This is a genomic window from Plantactinospora sp. WMMC1484 (genome assembly GCF_049315195.1).
Taxonomy (GTDB): domain Bacteria; phylum Actinomycetota; class Actinomycetes; order Mycobacteriales; family Micromonosporaceae; genus Plantactinospora.
Genome location: NZ_CP186055.1, coordinates 4,431,955 through 4,449,435, shown reverse-complemented (window position 1 = coordinate 4,449,435; position 17,481 = coordinate 4,431,955). Strand labels below are relative to the sequence as shown.

The following is a 17,481-nucleotide window of genomic DNA, read 5'->3' as shown; positions in this document are numbered from 1 at the left end:
CTTACCCCCGGAACTTGGACACGGGGTCTATGCGGCTTGTGTGATGGTAGCTGAGCTTTCTTGGGTCCGCTCGTAGGTGATCGGGGACTGCTGTCCGAGCCGGGAGTGGCGGCGGACGGTGTTGTAGCGGTGCAGCCAGCGGAAGCTGGTGAGGCGGGCGTCGCGTTCGTCGGTGAACGCTCGGCGGCCTTGCAGGGTCTCGCGTTTGAAGGTCGCGTTGAACGACTCGGCCAGGGCGTTGTCGGCCGAGGTGCCGACCTTGCTCATCGACTGCCGGACGCCGGCCGCCGCGCAAGCGGCCGCGAAGGCTTTCGACGTGTACTGGGCTCCGTGGTCGCTGTGGAAGATCGCCCCGGCCAGGCTGCCCCGGGTGCGCCGGGCGGCGGTGAGCGCGTCGATGATCAGGTCGGTGCGCATGTGGTCGGCGATCGCCCAGCCTGCGAGGCGGCGGGAGTGCAGGTCGATGACGGTGGCCAGGTAGAGGAACCCGCGCTCACCGACCGGCAGGTAGGTGATGTCACCGACGTAACGCTGGTTGACCACGGGTGCGGTGAAGTCCCGGCTGATCAGGTCCGCAGCCTTGACCGCGGCCGGATCCGGGATGGTGGTCCGGGTACGGCGACGCAGCCGCAAGCCCTGCACACCGATCGAGCGCATCACCCGTTCGACGCGCTTGTGGTTGACCGCGGTGCCGCCGTCGCGGAGCTCGGCGGTGATCCGCGGTGCCCCGTAGGTGTTGTCGGCCGCGTGGACCTTGCGGATCTGCCGGGCCAGCACGAGGTCGGCGGCCTGCCGGGCCGCCCGGGCCGGCGCGGTGGACGTCCAGTAGTAGTAGCTCGACCGAGCCACCCCGAGGACCTGGCACAACCGCTTCACGCCGTAGCGCTGCTGGTGGTCGGCGACGAACTGGAAGCGGTTCACCAGCGCGTCTCCCCGGCGAAATACCGGGCCGCCTTGCGCAGGATGTCGCGTTCCTCCTCCAGCTCCCGGACCCGCCGCCGCAGCTCGGCGTTCTCCGCCTCGACCGAGCCCGACTCCGGCTTGGCCGCCGCTGCGGCAGGCCGCCCGGACCCGCGGTCACGGCGCTGGTCGTCGGCGCGAACCCAGCTGCGCATTGTCTCCCGGTTGACGCCGAGATCGTCGGCGACCTCCGCGATCGTGGTACCCGGCCTCGACCGGTACAACGCCACCGCGTCGGCCTTGAACTGTGCGGGATAGTGCTTGTTCGCCATGCTGTTCCAGGACTCCTGATCTACCCGGACCTCACGATCCAAGGTTCAAGTGTCCAAGATCAAGGGGTAAGGCCCGCCGGAGCAAGGAAACCCCACACGCGTAAGCAGTTGCCACGCGCCGAACAGATCGACCAGATCCTGCGGCGGCGGGCTGCCTCGAAGCTGCCCGATGACCAGCGGTACCGGCCGAAGTGGATGATGGCCCTGGAAATGCTCGACGAACTGGCCGGCTGGGGACTACACCCGCCGCTGCTGACCGCCGACGCCGGCTACGGCCAGGTCGCCGAGTTCCGCCAGGGACTGACCGAACGCGGCATCCCCTACATCATGGCGACCACATCGTCCACCACCGCCCAACCCGACCACGCCCAGCCCGTCGAGGTCGCCTACGCCGGGGTCGGCAAGCATCCCACCCCGCGCTACCCACACCCCGCCCGCAGCCTCAAGGACCTGGCCCTCACCCACGGCGCCCACCACACCCAACCGGTGCGCTGGCGTGACCGGCTCCCCGCACACGGCCGTGCCCCGGACCGGCCCACCGGTGAACTGTCCGGGCACTTCTTCGCCCTGCGGGTCCGCCCCGCCGGCCGGACCGTCCAACGCGGACCCCACCGCGGTGACGACGGCGTGCTACCCGAATGCTGGCTGCTCGTGCAATGGCCACCCGGCCAGGACGAACCCACCGACTACTGGCTGTCCGACCTGCCCACCACTACACCCCTGACCGAACTGGTCCGCCTGGCCAAAAGCCGCTGGCGCGTCGAACACGACTACCGCGAACTCAAAACCGCCCTCGGTCTCGACCACTTCGAAGGCCGCTCCTGGATCGGCTGGCACCGCCACGTCACCCTCGCCACAGCCGCCCAGCTGTTCCTCACCCAACTACGGACGGCAGACCCAAAAGCAGCAGGGCAGACCTGAGCCTGTACACCGTCCTCCGCGAACTCCAATACCAGCTCGCGACCTGGCTCGGATTCTGCCCTCTCTGCCACCAACTGGCACCAACCTAACAAAGCACTACTAAGGCGTGTTTCGTAAGTCGGGCTGGCGGCGTCAAGGTCACGGCGTGGCGGTGATCGACAACTGAAGAGGTCTCCGGTATCTGGTTCTGCGACCAAGCAAGAACTTCGTACCGGAGACCTCGTGCCCAGCGTAGCGGTGACGAGGCGGCATGACCTGACCGACAGGCAGTGGGCTGTTCTGGCCCCGCTGCTGCCTGCCGCACCGAGAACGGGTCGGCCGCCGAAGTGGGAGAAACGGCAGCTCATCGACGGGATCCGGTGGCGGATCCGGATCGGCGCCCCATGGCGGGACGTCCCGGCCGAGTACGCGCCCTGGCCCACCGTCTACGGCCTGTTCCGCCGCTGGCAGCGCGACGGGACCTGGGACAGGATCCTGGCCGCGTTGCAGGCCGCCGGCGACGCGGCCGGCCGGATCGCCTGGACGGTGAGCGTGGACTCGATGACCAGCCGCGCCCACCAACACGCCGCTGGCGCCCGCACCGACGGCCACCTGCAGAAAGAGTCGCCCGGCGGCGTGCACGACGAACCAGCCGACCACGCCCTCGGACGGTCACGCGGCGGGCTGACCACCAAGACCCACCTGGCCTGCGAACAGGGACAGAAGGTCCTGTCGATGATCGTGACCGCCGGGCACCGTGGCGACAGCCCGCAGTTCATCCCCGTCCTGCGCCGCATCCGCGTGACCCGACTCGGGGTCGGCCGACCCCGCACCCGTCCCGACCTGGTCCTGGCCGACAAGGCCTACACCAGCCGAGGCAACCGCGCCCACCTACGCTCACGCGGGATCAAGGCCTGCATCCCCAGCAAGACCGACCAGGACGCCCACCGCAAAGCCAAAGGCTCCAAGGGCGGCCGCCCGCCCACGTTCGACAAGGACCTCTACCGGCTACGCCACGCCGTCGAAAACGGCATCAACCGGCTCAAACGCCACCGCGGCGTCGCCACCCGCTACGACAAGCTGGCAGTCCGCTTCCAAGCCGTCCTGACCATCACCATCATCACCGAGTGGCTCTGACCGGCTTATGAAACACGCCTTAGTCGCCCGTCGCTGGCTGCATGCCGCAGGCAACCGAACTATGGTAGTGAGCCCTGATACCCGACGCGACCGAGGCATCTAGGGCGCGTTTCAGAAGTGGGCGCTGACTCGTACCACCGGTATCGGGAAGCCTGATCAGGTGGTGTGTCGCTGATAGATAGACAGCGAGGTCTCCGGTAGACCGTTCAACGACCAAGAAGAACGAAAACCGGAGACCTCGGGGGCACCATACCGGCGGCGAGGCGGCACGACCTGACCGACGCCCAGTGGGCGGCGCTGCAGCCGCTGCTGCCCAAGGGCAAGAAGCCGGGCCGTCCGCCGAAGTGGGATAAACGCCAGCTCATCGACGGGATCCGCTGGCGGGTGCGGGTTGGCTGCCCGTGGCGGGACGTGCCCGCACTGTACGGACCCTGGCAGACCGTGTATGGGCTGTTCCGCCGCTGGCAGCGCGGCGGGATCTGGCAGCGGATCCTCACCGGCCTGCAAGCCCACGCTGACGCGGCCGGGCTGATCGACTGGGACGTCAGCGTCGACTCCACGGTCACCCGCGCTCATCAGCACGCCGCCGGTGCTCGGACCCGGCCGCAGGAGCAGAAGGAGCTGCCCGGCGGTGTCGCGGACGAGCCCGCCGACCATGCCCTGGGTCGTTCTCGTGGCGGGTTGACCACCAAGCTGCACCTGGCATGTGAGCAGGGCCAGAAGCCTCTCGCGGTGGTGGTGACCGGTGGGCAGCGTGGTGACAGCCCGCAGTTCACCTGGGTCCTGGCTCGTATCCGGGTGCCGCGGCCTGGTGGCGGACGTCCGCGTACCCGCCCGGTCCGGGTCTTGGCCGATAAGGCGTACAGCTCGGCCGCGAACCGGGAGCACCTACGAAAACGCGGGATCAAGGCGACGATCCCGATCAAGGTCGACCAGGCCGCGAACCGGCGTAAGAAGGGGTCGAGGGGCGGACGGCCGCCGAGGTTCGACCCCGAGATCTACAAGCAGCGCCACGCCGTCGAGTGCGGCATCAACCGGCTCAAACGCCACCGCGGCCTGGCCACCCGCTACGACAAGCTCGCAGTCCGCTACCAGGCAACCATCCACGTCGCCGCGATCAACGAATGGCTCTGACCGCTTATGAAACGCGCCCTAACTGGACGTTTGCTTCGCGTTCGCGTCGGTAGCGACCGATTCACATCTCGGCCTCGGTGACGCAGAATGCCGGACCTGACCTGGAATGGACGCATCCGGTCCAGCTCTGCCCTGACCGGAATCAACGCGTTTCACCTTGCGATCGTGTCTGATTCACTTACGCCCTGGAATCAGCGGACATAACGTCCGCCGAGCCGGCCTCCAGACACCGTACGACCACACCATGACCGCACGGCGAGCCTACCCATCCGACCTGTCCGACGCCCGCTGGGCCCTGATCGCGCCCCGCCTGACCGCCTGGCGACAGGCCCGCACCGACGCCGGCGTCAGCGGCCGCGTCCCCACCCACGACCTACGCGAAATCTTCAACGCCATCCTGTACGTCAACCGCACCGGCATCGCCTGGCGCTACCTACCCCACGACTTCCCGCCCCACGCGACCGTCTACGGCTACTTCGCCGCCTGGAGCAAGGAAGGCATCTTCACAGAACTGAACTACAACCTCACCGGCCTCGTACGCGACCACCACGGCCGCACCATCCACCCCACCGCATCCATCATGGACAGCCAAAGCGTGAAGACCTCCACCAACGTCCCACTGTCCACACAGGGCACCGACGCCGGAAAGAAGATCGTAGGCCGCAAACGCGGCATCATCACCGACACCCTCGGTCTCCTGTTGGCCGTGATCGTCACCGCCGCCAGCGCCAGCGACAACACCATCGGCATCGACCTACTCGACCAGGCCACCGCCGCCTACCCCACCCTGACCAAAACCTGGGTCGACGCCGGCTTCAAAAACCGCGTCGTCGAACACGGCGCCCAACTCGGCATCGACGTCGAGACCGTCACCAAAGACCCACAAACCAAAGGATTCAGCGTCGTCAAACGACGTTGGGTCGTCGAACGCACCCTGGGATGGCTCATGCACCACCGCCGACTCGTACGCGACTACGAAGCACGACCCGACAACTCCGCCAGCATGATCACCCTCGCCATGATCGACAACCTCGCCAAACGCCTCACCGCCGAAACCACCCCAACCTGGCGATACGGCTAAACCCACATAACCGACGAAGTACGTGAATCAGACGTCCTCTTAGACCGCCTGGCCGTCGGGCTCGCGGCTGCGCAAGCGCCTCTGACTGCTCGACCAGCCATCGGGCCAGGGAGTCCTCTTCAACTTGGTCATCTGACACGTCGACCTTCATACTGAAGAATCCTCGTGGTGGCGACGCACAGGAGGTCCGTCTCCACGAGTACAGGCTGACGGCCGGACGGATGGCGGCGGTATCGATCGGCCCGTCGGAACCCTCCGGCGTAAACCGGAGCTGGGCTCGATGGCCTTGTTCGCTGTCGCACTTCGCGGCCGTGACGCAAATCTGACTGACTGATCAAGGCCACGGGTATGCCGAACTGCCGATGAGTGTCACTCACGGCATCGAGTCGAGCTCACGCTGTTATCGCGGCGGATCGCCGGAGTTGATGGCGCCGAGCAGACGTTAGGCACTCCTGGTCGGAGTCGACGGCAGATTCAGACAGTCGAAGCATTTGCCTCTACGAGTTCGGCGAATATCTCGGAGGGCTTCTTCCAGTTATGGATCTTACGGGGTCGGTCGTTGATTTCGGAAGCCACCATCGCCAGATATTTCGGATCGGACGTGATCGGAACGCCTTTCGGGAAGTATTCGCGGAGGATACGGTTCGCGTTCTCGTTGCTGCCGCGCTGCCACGGCGAGTGTGGTCTGGCGAAGTACACCGGTAGTCCGGCAGCCGTGATCCGGGCGTGTCCGGCCATTTCGGAGCCGCGGTCCCAGGTCAGCGTCTTCGCGATCTGCGGCGGCAGTGTCCCGGCCGCGGCGATCACCGCGTCGCCGACGGTCAGCGCGTCCCTGCCGGACAGCGGGACCAGGACCACGAACCGGGAGGTCCGCTCGACCAGCGTCGCGACCGCGGACTTGCCGCGCTCGCCGATCACGAGGTCGCCTTCCCAGTGGCCCGGCACCTGCCGGTCCTCGACCTCGGCGGGACGTTCGTCGAGGTAGCGGGGCTCGCGGATGCGAGGAGCCGGGGCCGGCCGGGGGCCCGAGCGGCGGACAGTGCGGCCGGTGCGCAGCCGGATCAGTTCCCGGGCCAGCGTGGACACCGGTTGGGCGTAGATCCACTGGTAGATCGCTTCGTGTGACACCCGTACAGCCTGATCGTCGCGGTAGTCGCGCGGCAACCGGCCCGCGATCGACGCCGGCGACCAGCCACCCTTCAGCAACTCCTTGACCACCAAGCGTAGCCGTGGCGACCGGTCGACCGCGTACGCCTTCGGCCGCCGCCGGCCCGCCGACGGCCGTCTCGTCCGCGACCACCGCCCGGTACCCCGCACGACCTCCGTGACGGGCTACATCCCGCGAGACCACCGACGGATTCCGGCTGATCAGCCCGGCGATCTCCTTGTATTCCAGGCCCTCGGCCAGGCCCCGGGATATCTCTTCGCGATCGGTCAAGGTCAACATGTTGCGCACAGCGGGAATCCTGTCCCACCGACCCGTCAAGATCAAATGCTACGACTGGCTGAACTCGCCGACCACTGTGGGCGCGATGTCCAGCTACCACCGCTTCGGTACGCCGAGAGCGATGCCTTTGAGTTTCCCCGCTTTGATGGACCGACCGCGCAGATCGCAAGGGCTGCCATGACCAGCACGATGTGGCGCATGATTGGGGTGTGGCGGCGGACTTGGAACTGGTCGAAGCCGAACTGGTCTTTGCAGAACTCGTGATCTTCCTCGATGATCCAGCGGCGGCCGGTCACGGCCACCAGCACGTGCAGGGTGGCGGGTAGGTGTTCAGGGGGACATGACAGTGAGCCATTTTCATCGTGATGGGCCTGGTCACGGTGGGTATGGCGGGGAGTCGGTGTCGACATAGGACGAGGCTCCCGGTAAGACAGCAGTCGACCAAGATCCGATGCCCCAACCGGGAGCTTCGCTGTGCTGTCTTACCCGTCTACGATCGCCCTGTCCAGCCGTACCCTGAGCCACCTGGCCGACCTGATCCGCGCCGAACGCACTCGACGCCGGGGCCGGTGGTGGCGCCTCGACGCCGGACGGCAGGCCCTGCTCGCCCTGGCCCATCTTCGCAACGGTGACACCATCACCCGTCTGGCTTCCGGCTTCGCGGTCAGCGTCACCACGGCCTGGCGGTACGTCCGGGAAGCCATCGACCTGCTCGCGGCGCACGCCGAGGACCTGAACACGGCCGTACGCCGCATCGGCCAGCTCGAGTACGCGATTCTCGACGGCACCCTGATCCCGATCGACCGGGTCGCGGACCAGAGGCCGTACTACTCCGGAAAGCACAAGCGCCACGGGGTGAACGTGCAGGTGATCGCGGACTGCAAGGGACGACTGATCTGGGCATCGCCCGCCCTTCCCGGCGCCGTGCACGACCTGACCGCCGCCCGAACCAACCACCTGATCGACGCTCTGAGCAGCGTCAACGTGATGACCTTCGCCGACAAGGCGTACCAGGGCGCCGGCGGCAGCGTCAGCACGCCATTCAAACGCCGTCCGCACCGGCCCCGACTGTCCCGCCGGCAGAAGACCGTCAACCGCCACCACGCCAAGATCCGAGCCATCGGCGAACGTGCCGTCGCCACCCTCAAAAGCTGGAACGTCCTGACCAAGCTCCGCTGCTGCCCTCGACGCGCCACCGCGATCGTCCAGGCCATCCTCGTCCTACACCACGTCCAGACCAGCCGAGACTCACGATGAAAAGAGCTCACTGGTTCAACTACCGATGCGCCCACCAGCGCCACCGACGCAGGTCGTCGATCCTTGATGATGAGACGCCGCTGAGCTGGAGCAGCGCGTTCACCGATGAGCTGCTTGAGATCCTGGCTGTCCCGGAACAGTGTGTCGCACTCGAGCCGCAGCAGGCCGCCCTCCTGGATCGCATTTGCGCCGGTCCGCTGGTCTCCACAGCCGGGCTCAGGGACGTCGAGGTGTTACCTCCGAACCGGCCGAACAAGCTAGGGGTGACCAGCGATGAGACAACGCCGCGCCTGTTCTAAACATCCCTGCCCGGCCGCCCGCGCTTCGCGTCGCCCCCGAACAGCGTTCAGGCGTGCTGAATCAGCTACTCGGTTCCGCCAGCGTCTGCCTAGTAGTGCTTTGTTAGGTTGTTCCGGTGTGTCGCTTGTAGGGGTGTTTTGGTTGTGTTTGGCTTCCGGGCGTGGACGAGCGAGGACTCGCACGGGTGCGGACGCGACTGGAAGACTTCGCGGCCGGAGTGTTCGCGGGGTTGCCGCGATCGGATCAACGGGCGACCGGCGTTCGGTATCTGCGCGGGCTGATGCTGGACGGCCGGCGTAAGTCGATGCAGCCGATGGCGCAGCGGCTCGGCGTGGACCACCAGCAGTTGCAGCAGTTCCTGACCTCGTCGACCTGGGACGTCAACGGTGTGCGGCAGCGGCTGGCCGCAGCGGCGGTCGATGTGGTGGGACCACAGGTGTGGGCCCTCGACGACACCGGACTGCCCAAGGACGGCAAGGCGTCGGCGTGCGTCGCCCGGCAGTACTCCGGCACGCTCGGCAAGGTCGGCAACTGCCAGATCGCCGTCAGCGTGCACGCCACGACCGACACCGCCTCGGCGGTGCTGAACTGGCGGCTGTTCGTGCCGGAGTCCTGGGACGAGACCTGCGTCCCCGACGACGCCGGGAAGGTCGCGAACCCGCATGCCCGAAGGCTGCGCCGGCAGCCAACCACCCTCGACGAGGCCGGAGCAAGGAAACCCCACACGCGTAAGCAGTTGCCACGCGCCGAACAGATCGACCAGATCCTGCGGCGGCGGGCTGCCTCGAAGCTGCCCGATGACCAGCGGTACCGGCCGAAGTGGATGATGGCCCTGGAAATGCTCGACGAACTGGCCGGCTGGGGACTACACCCGCCGCTGCTGACCGCCGACGCCGGCTACGGCCAGGTCGCCGAGTTCCGCCAGGGACTGACCGAACGCGGCATCCCCTACATCATGGCGACCACATCGTCCACCACCGCCCAACCCGACCACGCCCAGCCCGTCGAGGTCGCCTACGCCGGGGTCGGCAAGCATCCCACCCCGCGCTACCCACACCCCGCCCGCAGCCTCAAGGACCTGGCCCTCACCCACGGCGCCCACCACACCCAACCGGTGCGCTGGCGTGACCGGCTCCCCGCACACGGCCGTGCCCCGGACCGGCCCACCGGTGAACTGTCCGGGCACTTCTTCGCCCTGCGGGTCCGCCCCGCCGGCCGGACCGTCCAACGCGGACCCCACCGCGGTGACGACGGCGTGCTACCCGAATGCTGGCTGCTCGTGCAATGGCCACCCGGCCAGGACGAACCCACCGACTACTGGCTGTCCGACCTGCCCACCACTACACCCCTGACCGAACTGGTCCGCCTGGCCAAAAGCCGCTGGCGCGTCGAACACGACTACCGCGAACTCAAAACCGCCCTCGGTCTCGACCACTTCGAAGGCCGCTCCTGGATCGGCTGGCACCGCCACGTCACCCTCGCCACAGCCGCCCAGCTGTTCCTCACCCAACTACGGACGGCAGACCCAAAAGCAGCAGGGCAGACCTGAGCCTGTACACCGTCCTCCGCGAACTCCAATACCAGCTCGCGACCTGGCTCGGATTCTGCCCTCTCTGCCACCAACTGGCACCAACCTAACAAAGCACTACTAGTACGGCAGCCGCCGTTTGAGATGCCCCTGGTAGGGCCGGTTGAACGCGAGGCGGCCACCGCATGATCGTCTGTATGTTGTGGACAAAACTTCAGATCTGGCGGTGGCCGCGTGCCACAGCGTAGACCCTGGCCGGTGGCAACAGGTGTTGACTCGGGTGCTCACCTCGTTCGCGGGTAGGTTCGGCCGGGTCGAGCCGCGTCGGGCGGCGGCGGCGTTCGTCACCGGGTTGCTGACCGATATCGAGGTCAAGACGTGTTGGCAGTTGGCGGAGCAGGCCGGGCACGCGCGGCCGGATGCGATGCAAAGGTTGTTGTATCGGACGGTGTGGGACGCGGACGCCGTCCGCGATGACGTGCGGACGGTGGTCGTCGATCGGTTCGGTGACCCGGACGGGGTACTGGTCGTCGACGAGACCGGAGACCTGAAGAAGGGCGTTCACTCGGTCGGGGTGCAACGGCAGTACACGGGAACCGCGGGCAGGATCGAGAACGCGCAGGTCGGGGTGTTCCTCGGCTATGCCAGCGGGCACGGGCACACGCTGATCGACCGCAGGATCTACCTGCCGGTGTCCTGGACTGATAACCGGGCCCGCTGCCAGGCCGCCGGTGTCCCGGACGAGATCGAGTTCGCCACGAAACCCGATCTGGCGGCCGAGATGATCACCGCGGCCCTCGATGCCGGCGTGCCGGCAAGGTGGGCCGCCGCGGACGAGGCGTACGGCAACAGCAGCGGCTTCCGCACTCACCTGCGCGAACACCGCCTCGGTTACGTCCTGGCGGTATCCCGTAGCCACCTGGTCCCGCTCGACGGGGGCAAGGTCAAGGTCCGCGTCGACCAGGTCGTATCCGAACTACCTGCCTCTGCCTGGCAGCGCCGCTCGGCCGGCGCCGGGTCGAAAGGCCCCCGCTTCTACGACTGGGCCTGGCTCGACGACGTCACCACCGACGCCGACCCCGACGACGACGGCGAACACAGCCTTCTGATCAGGAAGAACACCTCTACCGGGGAGTTGGCCTTCTACCGCTGCTGGACCCCACGACCAGCCACCCTCGCCGACCTCGTGCGGGTCGCTGGGATCCGCTGGACCGTCGAAGAGGCCTTCCAAGCGGCCAAAAGTCAGGTCGGCCTCGACCAGCACCAGGTCCGCCTCTGGGACTCCTGGCACCGGTTCACCACCCTCGCCCTGGCCGCCCTCGCCGTCCTGACGATCTGCGCCGCCGACGCGGCCACCGGTGAAGCCGACGACCCAACCGACACCGCACTGATCAAGCTGACCGTCAACGAGATCCGCCGCCTGATCAATACCCTGATCATCCGGCCGATCCGCGACCTCGCCCATCGATTGCGCTGGTCACACTGGCGACGCCGCCATCAAGCCCGAGCCCGACGAGCCCACTACACACGACGCCTCAACCTCGAACTTCAACCATGATCCCGAACGGCGGCTGCCGTACTAGAAGCCCTGACCGCCTGACCGCTACATCCAATACGAGCTATCTAGTTCGTATTCATGTATGCGGAAATTCAGGTTTTCCCAATCGATCTCACCGCCCCCACCGACTACCTTCAGCAGTAGCCCCATAAACGTGGAGCGCGGTGCGGGTAAAGTGGTTAATCTAATGCCATCCTGCACTATCTCAAGTTCTCCACGATCGGGAGGCGCTTCGAGCATATGCAAGATGTCAATCACCTCACTTGACAGCCACTTGCCGGCTTCGGTACGCGCGCGGATCTGAGCGCAAATCCGAAGAAGGGTTCTGCCGGCCGAGCTCACATAGTAGTCCTGGATGCCACTGCGCGGTTGCAACAGGAGCCCGCTCATCTGAAGCCGGAGAACTTGTTCCTTGATGGAGCGCGGACCGATCTGAAGATGCGCACTCATTTGTGAATAGTTGCTAAACCCTCTCGTTGCGATCGAATAGAGCACTCGCAGACCCAAGTCCGGCATGCCGATGGAGTGCACGAAAGCCCGCAGCCCGTTAGGGCTCAATCTGCCGAAGACGACATTAAAGAGGACGCTTTCCGCAACTTCGCGCTCCAGTTGTCGCGCGATCAAGCGCCGAGCACTTTCAGAGTCGGCATCAAAGTCTGCGGGGATCCAGAAGACATGCAATTTCTTAAGGGGTTCTCCCCTGTTGCTTGATCGGAAATCCTGCGTCGCCTCATGGAACGTCGAACGGTGCCTGGTAGTATCTCGGGCGACATAGGCAGCGATGTGCGCGTCGGAGGCAAATAGAAGGGTTCGCAGATCTTTGTCAACACCTTCGGGGTGCCTCCACAACGTTTGACCATCCAAGGCATACTCCCAGCTTTCCGCGAGAATGCAAGAAAAGTCGAACTTCTTGCGCCGACTCTCGCGGTAGGAATAGAGATCTGAGTTCGCAAAGCGCATTATTGTCGACAGGAAGACATCGGAAAGGAATTGATGTTCGGGTGACTCTGCCATCCGCCCAGCATAGAAGAGGCGTATGACACCTTCTCGGTGCCCACCTTGGACACGAGCATCACCGGCAAAGGCATAGCAACCGACGGCCTTGGGCTGGCATTCTGCGTTACTCCGCGTGCACAGATTGCATCTGCACATCGCTACGAACCGAAGCTGATCTCCGAATCGTCGGAACCCGCACGTGGGGTTGCTGTATCGATCGCCCCTCGGACACCAGTTCTGGTGGAGTTCCACCAGGCATGAACCAGATTCGATTCCGTACCGGTATCTGCCCCGCATACCTGCGATAACAGATGATCCTGGGCGTCGGCGGGTTGTCCGTCGGCGCGTTGCGCCGTTCTCGCGGTTGGGTTGGTCATGACACTAACCCGCCGCCGCAACTGCGAGCGACTCATCGGCATGCTCATTCCGGCCCCGCTACCCGACAGACCGCTCCCCGGTTCTGCGCCGATGCCGACGCTGCCCCGCACCCCGTCCGCCAGCGACCGCCTCAGCGGACGATGTCCTGATCGGTATGGCGCGTCCGGACCGGTCCGGTCGGATGACCGAACGCAGCCTGCTGGGGGCGTTGCGCTGGCCGGCGGGCCACCGCATCGACATCCGCCCGCAGGGTGGAATGCTCGTGGTGGCGTCAGCGCCAGCCGGACAACACGTGCTGGGCAGCCGCTGCTGCTCGCCGCGCTGGTTGCCCACGATCTGCTGGTGATCCATCCGGCCAGTACCGTCGCGCGGCTGCGCCGCGGAGTGCGACACCCCGAACAGCGGGCCGATCTGGCGCATCGTCAGGTTGGTACGCCAGTACGCGGCAACCAGGAGGACCCGGTCGGCCAGGCACAGCGCCCACGGTCTGCCCGGCCGTCCGTCGGCGATCGCGTCACCGCCACGCTCGGCGACCAGCCGGACGAGGCGGCGGAACTGGGCGGGCTGCAACCCGGTGAACGGGAAGATCCACTCCGGGCGGCTGACGTGATCACCTGCACTGCCCCATCCTGCCCCGGTCATCCATAGAGGACGCAGAGCGAGTAACGAGACACCCCTTAGTCATTCATCCTAGAGACACTTGACCTCGGATGACGGTGTGGCAGGTGACGCGCCCAGGTCGTCGCCATATATCCACGAGCGCTTCCGAAGGCCAGCTCGACCAGAACGACGAACAAAACCGTGAGGCAACTGGCAGTCAGGACGACGATCGGCATTCCGTACGAGTCGGCGAATCGGCTGGCGACGAGGGTTGTGATCGTCATGCTGGCAAAGGCGGTGCTATAGAAGACTGCCATTAGGGCCGGTGCGTCGACGGGCCGGACAAGTAGGAGCATGTCGTTGAACGACTTGGTATAGAGGATTTCGAAGGCTGCGGTGAAGCCGCAGTAGGCGGCAAATACTGGAAGTGGATGTTGCCCGATGAGCGGGCTGGCCATCAGTGCCGCTGCGAGCAGAAGGACGGAAGGATAAACGGTTGAGGCGGCGATTTTGGAGGACATCCACCTTGCGACGATGCCCAGTCCGGTGAGGATACCGACAAGTCCGACGGTCTCGGCGACGGCGGCACCGCCAGCTGGCAGGCCGAGCCACTCCAGGGGGAGCCAGACCCGTAGCAACTGGTTCATCCCCTGTAGCAGCATCACGCTGAGCAACAGGTACGCGAAGGCCCGTGCCAGGCGAGGGTCGGCGCTCATCGCCCGCACCACTTGACGCCAAGCACCAGTGGGAGTGGGTTCGAGAGCGTGGGCGCGCCGCCTGGGGCGGAGAGCCGCATAGCAGAGGGCCGCCAGCAGATAGGTCGCGGCGTCTACCATCGCGATCTGCAGTATTGTCAAATGGCCGATCATGGCTACGCCCGCCAGCGATCCGGCTCCCGCACCGAGATAATACCCTGCGTTCAGTAATGAGTTCCCGCGTGCCAGGTGCTCGGACGGCACATATCTCTTCAATGCGACGCCTCGGGCTGCTTTCAGCGTCATGTCCAGACACCCGCGGATCAGCAGCAACACGAAAACGAGGATGTAGGAATGGTTGAACAGTAGACCGATGCCCAGGGCTACGCCGAGGGAGAGTAGCTCTACCGAGACGAGTATCGGACGAGATTCGGTCCGGTGGCACAGTTTGGCCACCGCAGAGGCGAAGAAGAGTGGTGGCAAGAATTGGGCAACGTAGACCGTCGTTGCCGACAGGATTGAGCCCGTGTCCAGGAGGTAGGTGACCGACACGCTGATCAGCAGTAATGTGGTTCCGATGCTGCTGATGAACATCGAGGCGCACAGTATCAGCACTACTGCTCGTCGCTCGCTGTCCGCCTTGTTGGTCATGTCTTACCGAATCAGCTCGATGCCGAGGCTTTTTTGGAAACAGTCAAGTATCTCGTCGGCAAGCCGGTTGGCGGGCGCGATGCCGTTGTCAGTCACCGTGTACCTGGCAAGAATCTCGGTTGCTCGGACAGAAAGTCCACCGCTTAGTCGATACGGATCGAAGCTGCTCATCCGTTCGGTATAGTGAGTCAGCCAGCCAAGGTCAAGCGTATCGGCCAACCGACCGTCCGCCCGGGGCATCAGCTTTCGTGATGTCACGAACGCGCCGTCTGCTGGCGGCAGGTCGCCGTGGATATCCTGACCCAGATGAATCGCGATCTCGTAGTCGTGGATATCATGGCCGGTAACCATTCGGTAGAGGCCGGGCATTACACCGCCCATGAGCCTCGGGTTGGCTTCGACCAGTACGGGTCCTTTGTCGGTGAGGATCATCTCGATGTGAAATATCCCGCGGTCGAGGCCGAGCGCCCTACACACGTTCTCGGCATAGCGGAAGCATTCCTCGCGCTGCGCCGGCGAGATATCCGCCGGCATGAAGGCGCCCATCTCTACGCACTCGTTCTCGCGCGCCCGGGGTCGCCCGGACACCATGAATCGGTAGAACCGGCCGTTCAGCGCGCCGACCTCGGCGGACACCAACTCGCCTCGAAGGTATTGCTCGATGATGATCCCTCGCGCGAACTGCTCCCTGAGCATGGCGGGGAGCGCGGACACACCGTTCAGAATACGCATTCCGGCGGCCAACGCGTCGGCGGTCGTATCGGCGCGGTAGGAGAGGATACTGTCGGCGCCGGACACCGGCTTAACCACGACCGGTAGGCCGACATAGTCGATGGCCGTCTCCAGTTGGCGAGAATCAGATATCCGCATATGCCGGACAGAGGCAAGGCCGGCTCCCGTGATCAGTTCCCTGGCCTTTGCCTTGTCCCTCGCGTTCCGAACGCCCGTCGCACTAGTAAAGGGCAGACCCAGCCTGTCGCAGGCAATCGCGGTCGCTTCGACGCTGAACTCGATCTGGCAGATGACGGCATCTGGTGGATCATCGTCCAGGAAGCGGGCGAAGGCGCCTTCGACCGCTGTCGGGTCGGCCGTGGTCGGAATCTCCATTCGTCGGTCGAGGGAGCGAAACACCTCGGCGGTCCGCTCATTCTCCGGATAGAATCGGAAGTTGCTCGACTGGACCAGCGTCACCCGGTGCCCCAGCTCTTTCGCACGCCTCATGGCGTCGACGGCAGGGACGTTGGGCTCGACGAAGACGACATGAGGCATGGGTGTTTCCTTCCAGGGACCCAAAAGGTCGGCGGTTGAGGTAACTGTGTGATCACAAGGCGGGTGTGAAGACCGGGTAGCGCGCGGCGAGGTCGGTGACGATTTTTCTGGCCGGCTCGATGTTGTAGCCCTTGGTGACGCCGTCAAGTACGTCCGCGATGACGGTGGCAACAGCCTCGATGTCCTGCGCGGTCAATCCCTCTGACGACTCACAATGTTGCCGGTGACAGCTGCCCGCCGTCCACCGTTTGCGTCCCAGCGCAAACCTCAGCCGGGGACTCTGCCGTTCAGTAGCGCAATGCCCAGCTCGGTGATCTCGTGGACCACGGAGCCGCCGGCGCGGCGGGTCGTGACCAGACCAGCACTGCGCAGTACGCCTGCCTGCCTGCTCGCGGCCGACTTCGAGATGTGAACCCGACGGGCGAGATCCGATGTCGTGCAGGATTCGGCACATGCCTCCAACGCGGCGGTTCTGGTCTCGCCGAGGAGCGCGTGTAATCCAGATGTGTTCGATGCTGGTTGGGCGAGCCAACCGAGAGCCGGCGACACCGGGTACACCAATACCGGAGGCAGATCGGGGTCCTTGAAAGTCCAGGGACGGTGGCGACAGAACAACGAGGGGATGAGCACAAGTCCTCGGCCTTCCAGGTGAATGTCCGAGTCGACGTAGCCAAGGATCCGCAAGATCGGTCGATCCCAGACCGCACGTGGATGTAGCTCCTTGAGCAGCCGGTCGACGCCGCCCGTCAGCAGCATGCGGACCCGCTGCTCCCGGTCGGACCGGACCTGCTCGTCTATCTGACTCCAGTAGGGGGCCAGGCCCACCTCGTGGTACGAGGCGAGGGCCGCACCAAGGACGCGTAAGGCCTGAGTTTCGCCTGCTGCCAGCGCCCGCATCCACCGAGTTGCCGGTCGTTGGACAGCCAGTTCCTCCAAATCTTGTAGGCGCTGTCGTCTCGGTGTGGCAAGCACCTGCTCGACCAATTCGCCAAATTGGTGCGCGCCTCGCCCGGGCGTCAGGAAGTCAGGCGTATACCCTCGGGGTGGCGCCAACTCGGTCAATAGTTCGAGACCGACGGAACCGATAGCGAGGGTTTTACGCCGCCACTCGCCGAAGACGAGAGCGTGGTTCCTTTCTTGCAGCAGATGCAGACTTGACACGATTTCCCAGAGTGGATTCGCCCCCGTCGCCAGGGTGATCTTGGTTAGGTCCTCGCCGGTAAAATGAATTCTCAGCATCTGATCTCTCCCCGTACGCACCCTGCATGTTCACGTGCCGCGTTCTCCTCAGCGAAGGAGTATTCGCCGAGAAAATGCT

The 17,481-nt window shown here is 65.2% G+C and carries 13 protein-coding genes and 3 pseudogenes; 7 read left to right on the top strand and 9 right to left on the bottom strand.

Annotated elements, in window-relative coordinates:
* Nucleotides 1–27: 27 nt before the first annotated feature.
* A protein-coding gene (locus ACN28C_RS19510) for an IS3 family transposase (protein WP_422768980.1) occupies nucleotides 28–1,232 on the bottom strand; the annotation gives its coding sequence in 2 pieces (ribosomal slippage) (nucleotides 28–932 and nucleotides 932–1,232; 1,206 coding nt in all).
* A 75-nt stretch (nucleotides 1,233–1,307) separates the two neighbouring features.
* Between ACN28C_RS19510 and ACN28C_RS19505 the strand changes: the two are divergent.
* The 4 genes and pseudogenes from ACN28C_RS19505 to ACN28C_RS19490 form a co-directional block, all read left to right on the top strand.
* Nucleotides 1,308–2,153: pseudogene (locus ACN28C_RS19505) on the top strand (IS701 family transposase); the annotation flags it as partial.
* A gap of 237 nt (nucleotides 2,154–2,390) precedes the next feature.
* Nucleotides 2,391–3,269 carry an IS5 family transposase gene (locus ACN28C_RS19500; protein WP_422768979.1) on the top strand — a complete coding sequence of 293 codons (879 nt, stop codon included), beginning with the start codon at nucleotides 2,391–2,393 and terminating at the stop codon, nucleotides 3,267–3,269.
* A gap of 249 nt (nucleotides 3,270–3,518) precedes the next feature.
* Nucleotides 3,519–4,403, top strand: a complete 885-nt coding sequence (locus ACN28C_RS19495; protein WP_422774736.1) for an IS5 family transposase — start codon at nucleotides 3,519–3,521, stop codon at nucleotides 4,401–4,403.
* A gap of 244 nt (nucleotides 4,404–4,647) precedes the next feature.
* The gene (locus tag ACN28C_RS19490; protein ID WP_422768978.1) at nucleotides 4,648–5,484 is read left to right on the top strand and encodes an IS5 family transposase; all 837 of its coding nucleotides are present in this window, start codon (nucleotides 4,648–4,650) and stop codon (nucleotides 5,482–5,484) included.
* Between the two features lie 474 nt (nucleotides 5,485–5,958).
* Here the strand turns inward: ACN28C_RS19490 and ACN28C_RS19485 are convergent.
* Both ACN28C_RS19485 and ACN28C_RS19480 read right to left on the bottom strand, forming a co-directional pair.
* Nucleotides 5,959–6,931, bottom strand: a pseudogene (locus ACN28C_RS19485) (IS30 family transposase).
* Nucleotides 6,932–6,972: 41 nt separating this feature from the next.
* Nucleotides 6,973–7,239: a hypothetical protein gene (locus tag ACN28C_RS19480; RefSeq protein ID WP_422768977.1), complete on the bottom strand. Its 267-nt coding sequence runs from the start codon at nucleotides 7,237–7,239 to the stop codon at nucleotides 6,973–6,975.
* Between the two features lie 166 nt (nucleotides 7,240–7,405).
* Here ACN28C_RS19480 and ACN28C_RS19475 point away from each other — a divergent pair, with 166 nt between their 5' ends.
* The 3 genes from ACN28C_RS19475 to ACN28C_RS19465 all read left to right on the top strand — a co-directional run bounded on the left by ACN28C_RS19475 (nucleotide 7,406) and on the right by ACN28C_RS19465 (nucleotide 11,574).
* Nucleotides 7,406–8,188: a transposase family protein gene (locus tag ACN28C_RS19475; protein WP_422768976.1), complete on the top strand. Its 783-nt coding sequence runs from the start codon at nucleotides 7,406–7,408 to the stop codon at nucleotides 8,186–8,188.
* 460 nt (nucleotides 8,189–8,648) lie between these two features.
* Nucleotides 8,649–10,037: an IS701 family transposase gene (locus ACN28C_RS19470; RefSeq protein WP_422768975.1), complete on the top strand. Its 1,389-nt coding sequence runs from the start codon at nucleotides 8,649–8,651 to the stop codon at nucleotides 10,035–10,037.
* A gap of 247 nt (nucleotides 10,038–10,284) precedes the next feature.
* Nucleotides 10,285–11,574 carry an IS701 family transposase gene (locus ACN28C_RS19465; RefSeq protein WP_422774735.1) on the top strand — a complete coding sequence of 430 codons (1,290 nt, stop codon included), beginning with the start codon at nucleotides 10,285–10,287 and terminating at the stop codon, nucleotides 11,572–11,574.
* A gap of 45 nt (nucleotides 11,575–11,619) precedes the next feature.
* Here the strand turns inward: ACN28C_RS19465 and ACN28C_RS19460 are convergent, their stop codons facing one another.
* The 6 genes and pseudogenes from ACN28C_RS19460 to ACN28C_RS19435 all read right to left on the bottom strand — a co-directional run bounded on the left by ACN28C_RS19460 (nucleotide 11,620) and on the right by ACN28C_RS19435 (nucleotide 17,402).
* On the bottom strand, nucleotides 11,620–12,588 hold the full coding sequence (locus ACN28C_RS19460) for a hypothetical protein (RefSeq protein ID WP_422768974.1): 969 nt from the start codon (nucleotides 12,586–12,588) through the stop codon (nucleotides 11,620–11,622).
* Between the two features lie 735 nt (nucleotides 12,589–13,323).
* Nucleotides 13,324–13,590 (bottom strand): annotated as a pseudogene (locus tag ACN28C_RS19455) (helix-turn-helix domain-containing protein); the annotation flags it as partial.
* A 35-nt stretch (nucleotides 13,591–13,625) separates the two neighbouring features.
* Entirely contained in the window at nucleotides 13,626–14,837 is a 1,212-nt protein-coding gene (locus ACN28C_RS19450; RefSeq protein WP_422768973.1) for an MFS transporter, read from the bottom strand.
* 60 nt (nucleotides 14,838–14,897) lie between these two features.
* A complete protein-coding gene (locus ACN28C_RS19445; RefSeq protein ID WP_422768972.1) occupies nucleotides 14,898–16,163 on the bottom strand; it encodes an ATP-grasp domain-containing protein in 1,266 nt (421 codons plus the stop codon).
* A 52-nt stretch (nucleotides 16,164–16,215) separates the two neighbouring features.
* On the bottom strand, nucleotides 16,216–16,359 hold the full coding sequence (locus tag ACN28C_RS19440) for a hypothetical protein (RefSeq protein ID WP_422768971.1): 144 nt from the start codon (nucleotides 16,357–16,359) through the stop codon (nucleotides 16,216–16,218).
* 71 nt (nucleotides 16,360–16,430) lie between these two features.
* On the bottom strand, nucleotides 16,431–17,402 hold the full coding sequence (locus tag ACN28C_RS19435; RefSeq protein ID WP_422768970.1) for an ArsR/SmtB family transcription factor: 972 nt from the start codon (nucleotides 17,400–17,402) through the stop codon (nucleotides 16,431–16,433).
* Between the last annotated feature and the right edge of the window lie 79 nt (nucleotides 17,403–17,481).

Excerpts from the sequence above, each read along its gene's own strand:
- ACN28C_RS19490 (WP_422768978.1), top strand. The coding sequence starts at position 4,648 with ATGACCGCACGGCGAGCCTACCCATCCGACCTGTCCGACGCCCGCTGG.
- ACN28C_RS19460 (WP_422768974.1), bottom strand. The coding sequence starts at position 12,588 with ATGGCAGAGTCACCCGAACATCAATTCCTTTCCGATGTCTTCCTGTCG.
- ACN28C_RS19450 (WP_422768973.1), bottom strand. The coding sequence starts at position 14,837 with ATGTTCATCAGCAGCATCGGAACCACATTACTGCTGATCAGCGTGTCG.
- ACN28C_RS19445 (WP_422768972.1), bottom strand. The coding sequence starts at position 16,163 with ATGCCTCATGTCGTCTTCGTCGAGCCCAACGTCCCTGCCGTCGACGCC.
- ACN28C_RS19435 (WP_422768970.1), bottom strand. The coding sequence starts at position 17,402 with ATGCTGAGAATTCATTTTACCGGCGAGGACCTAACCAAGATCACCCTG.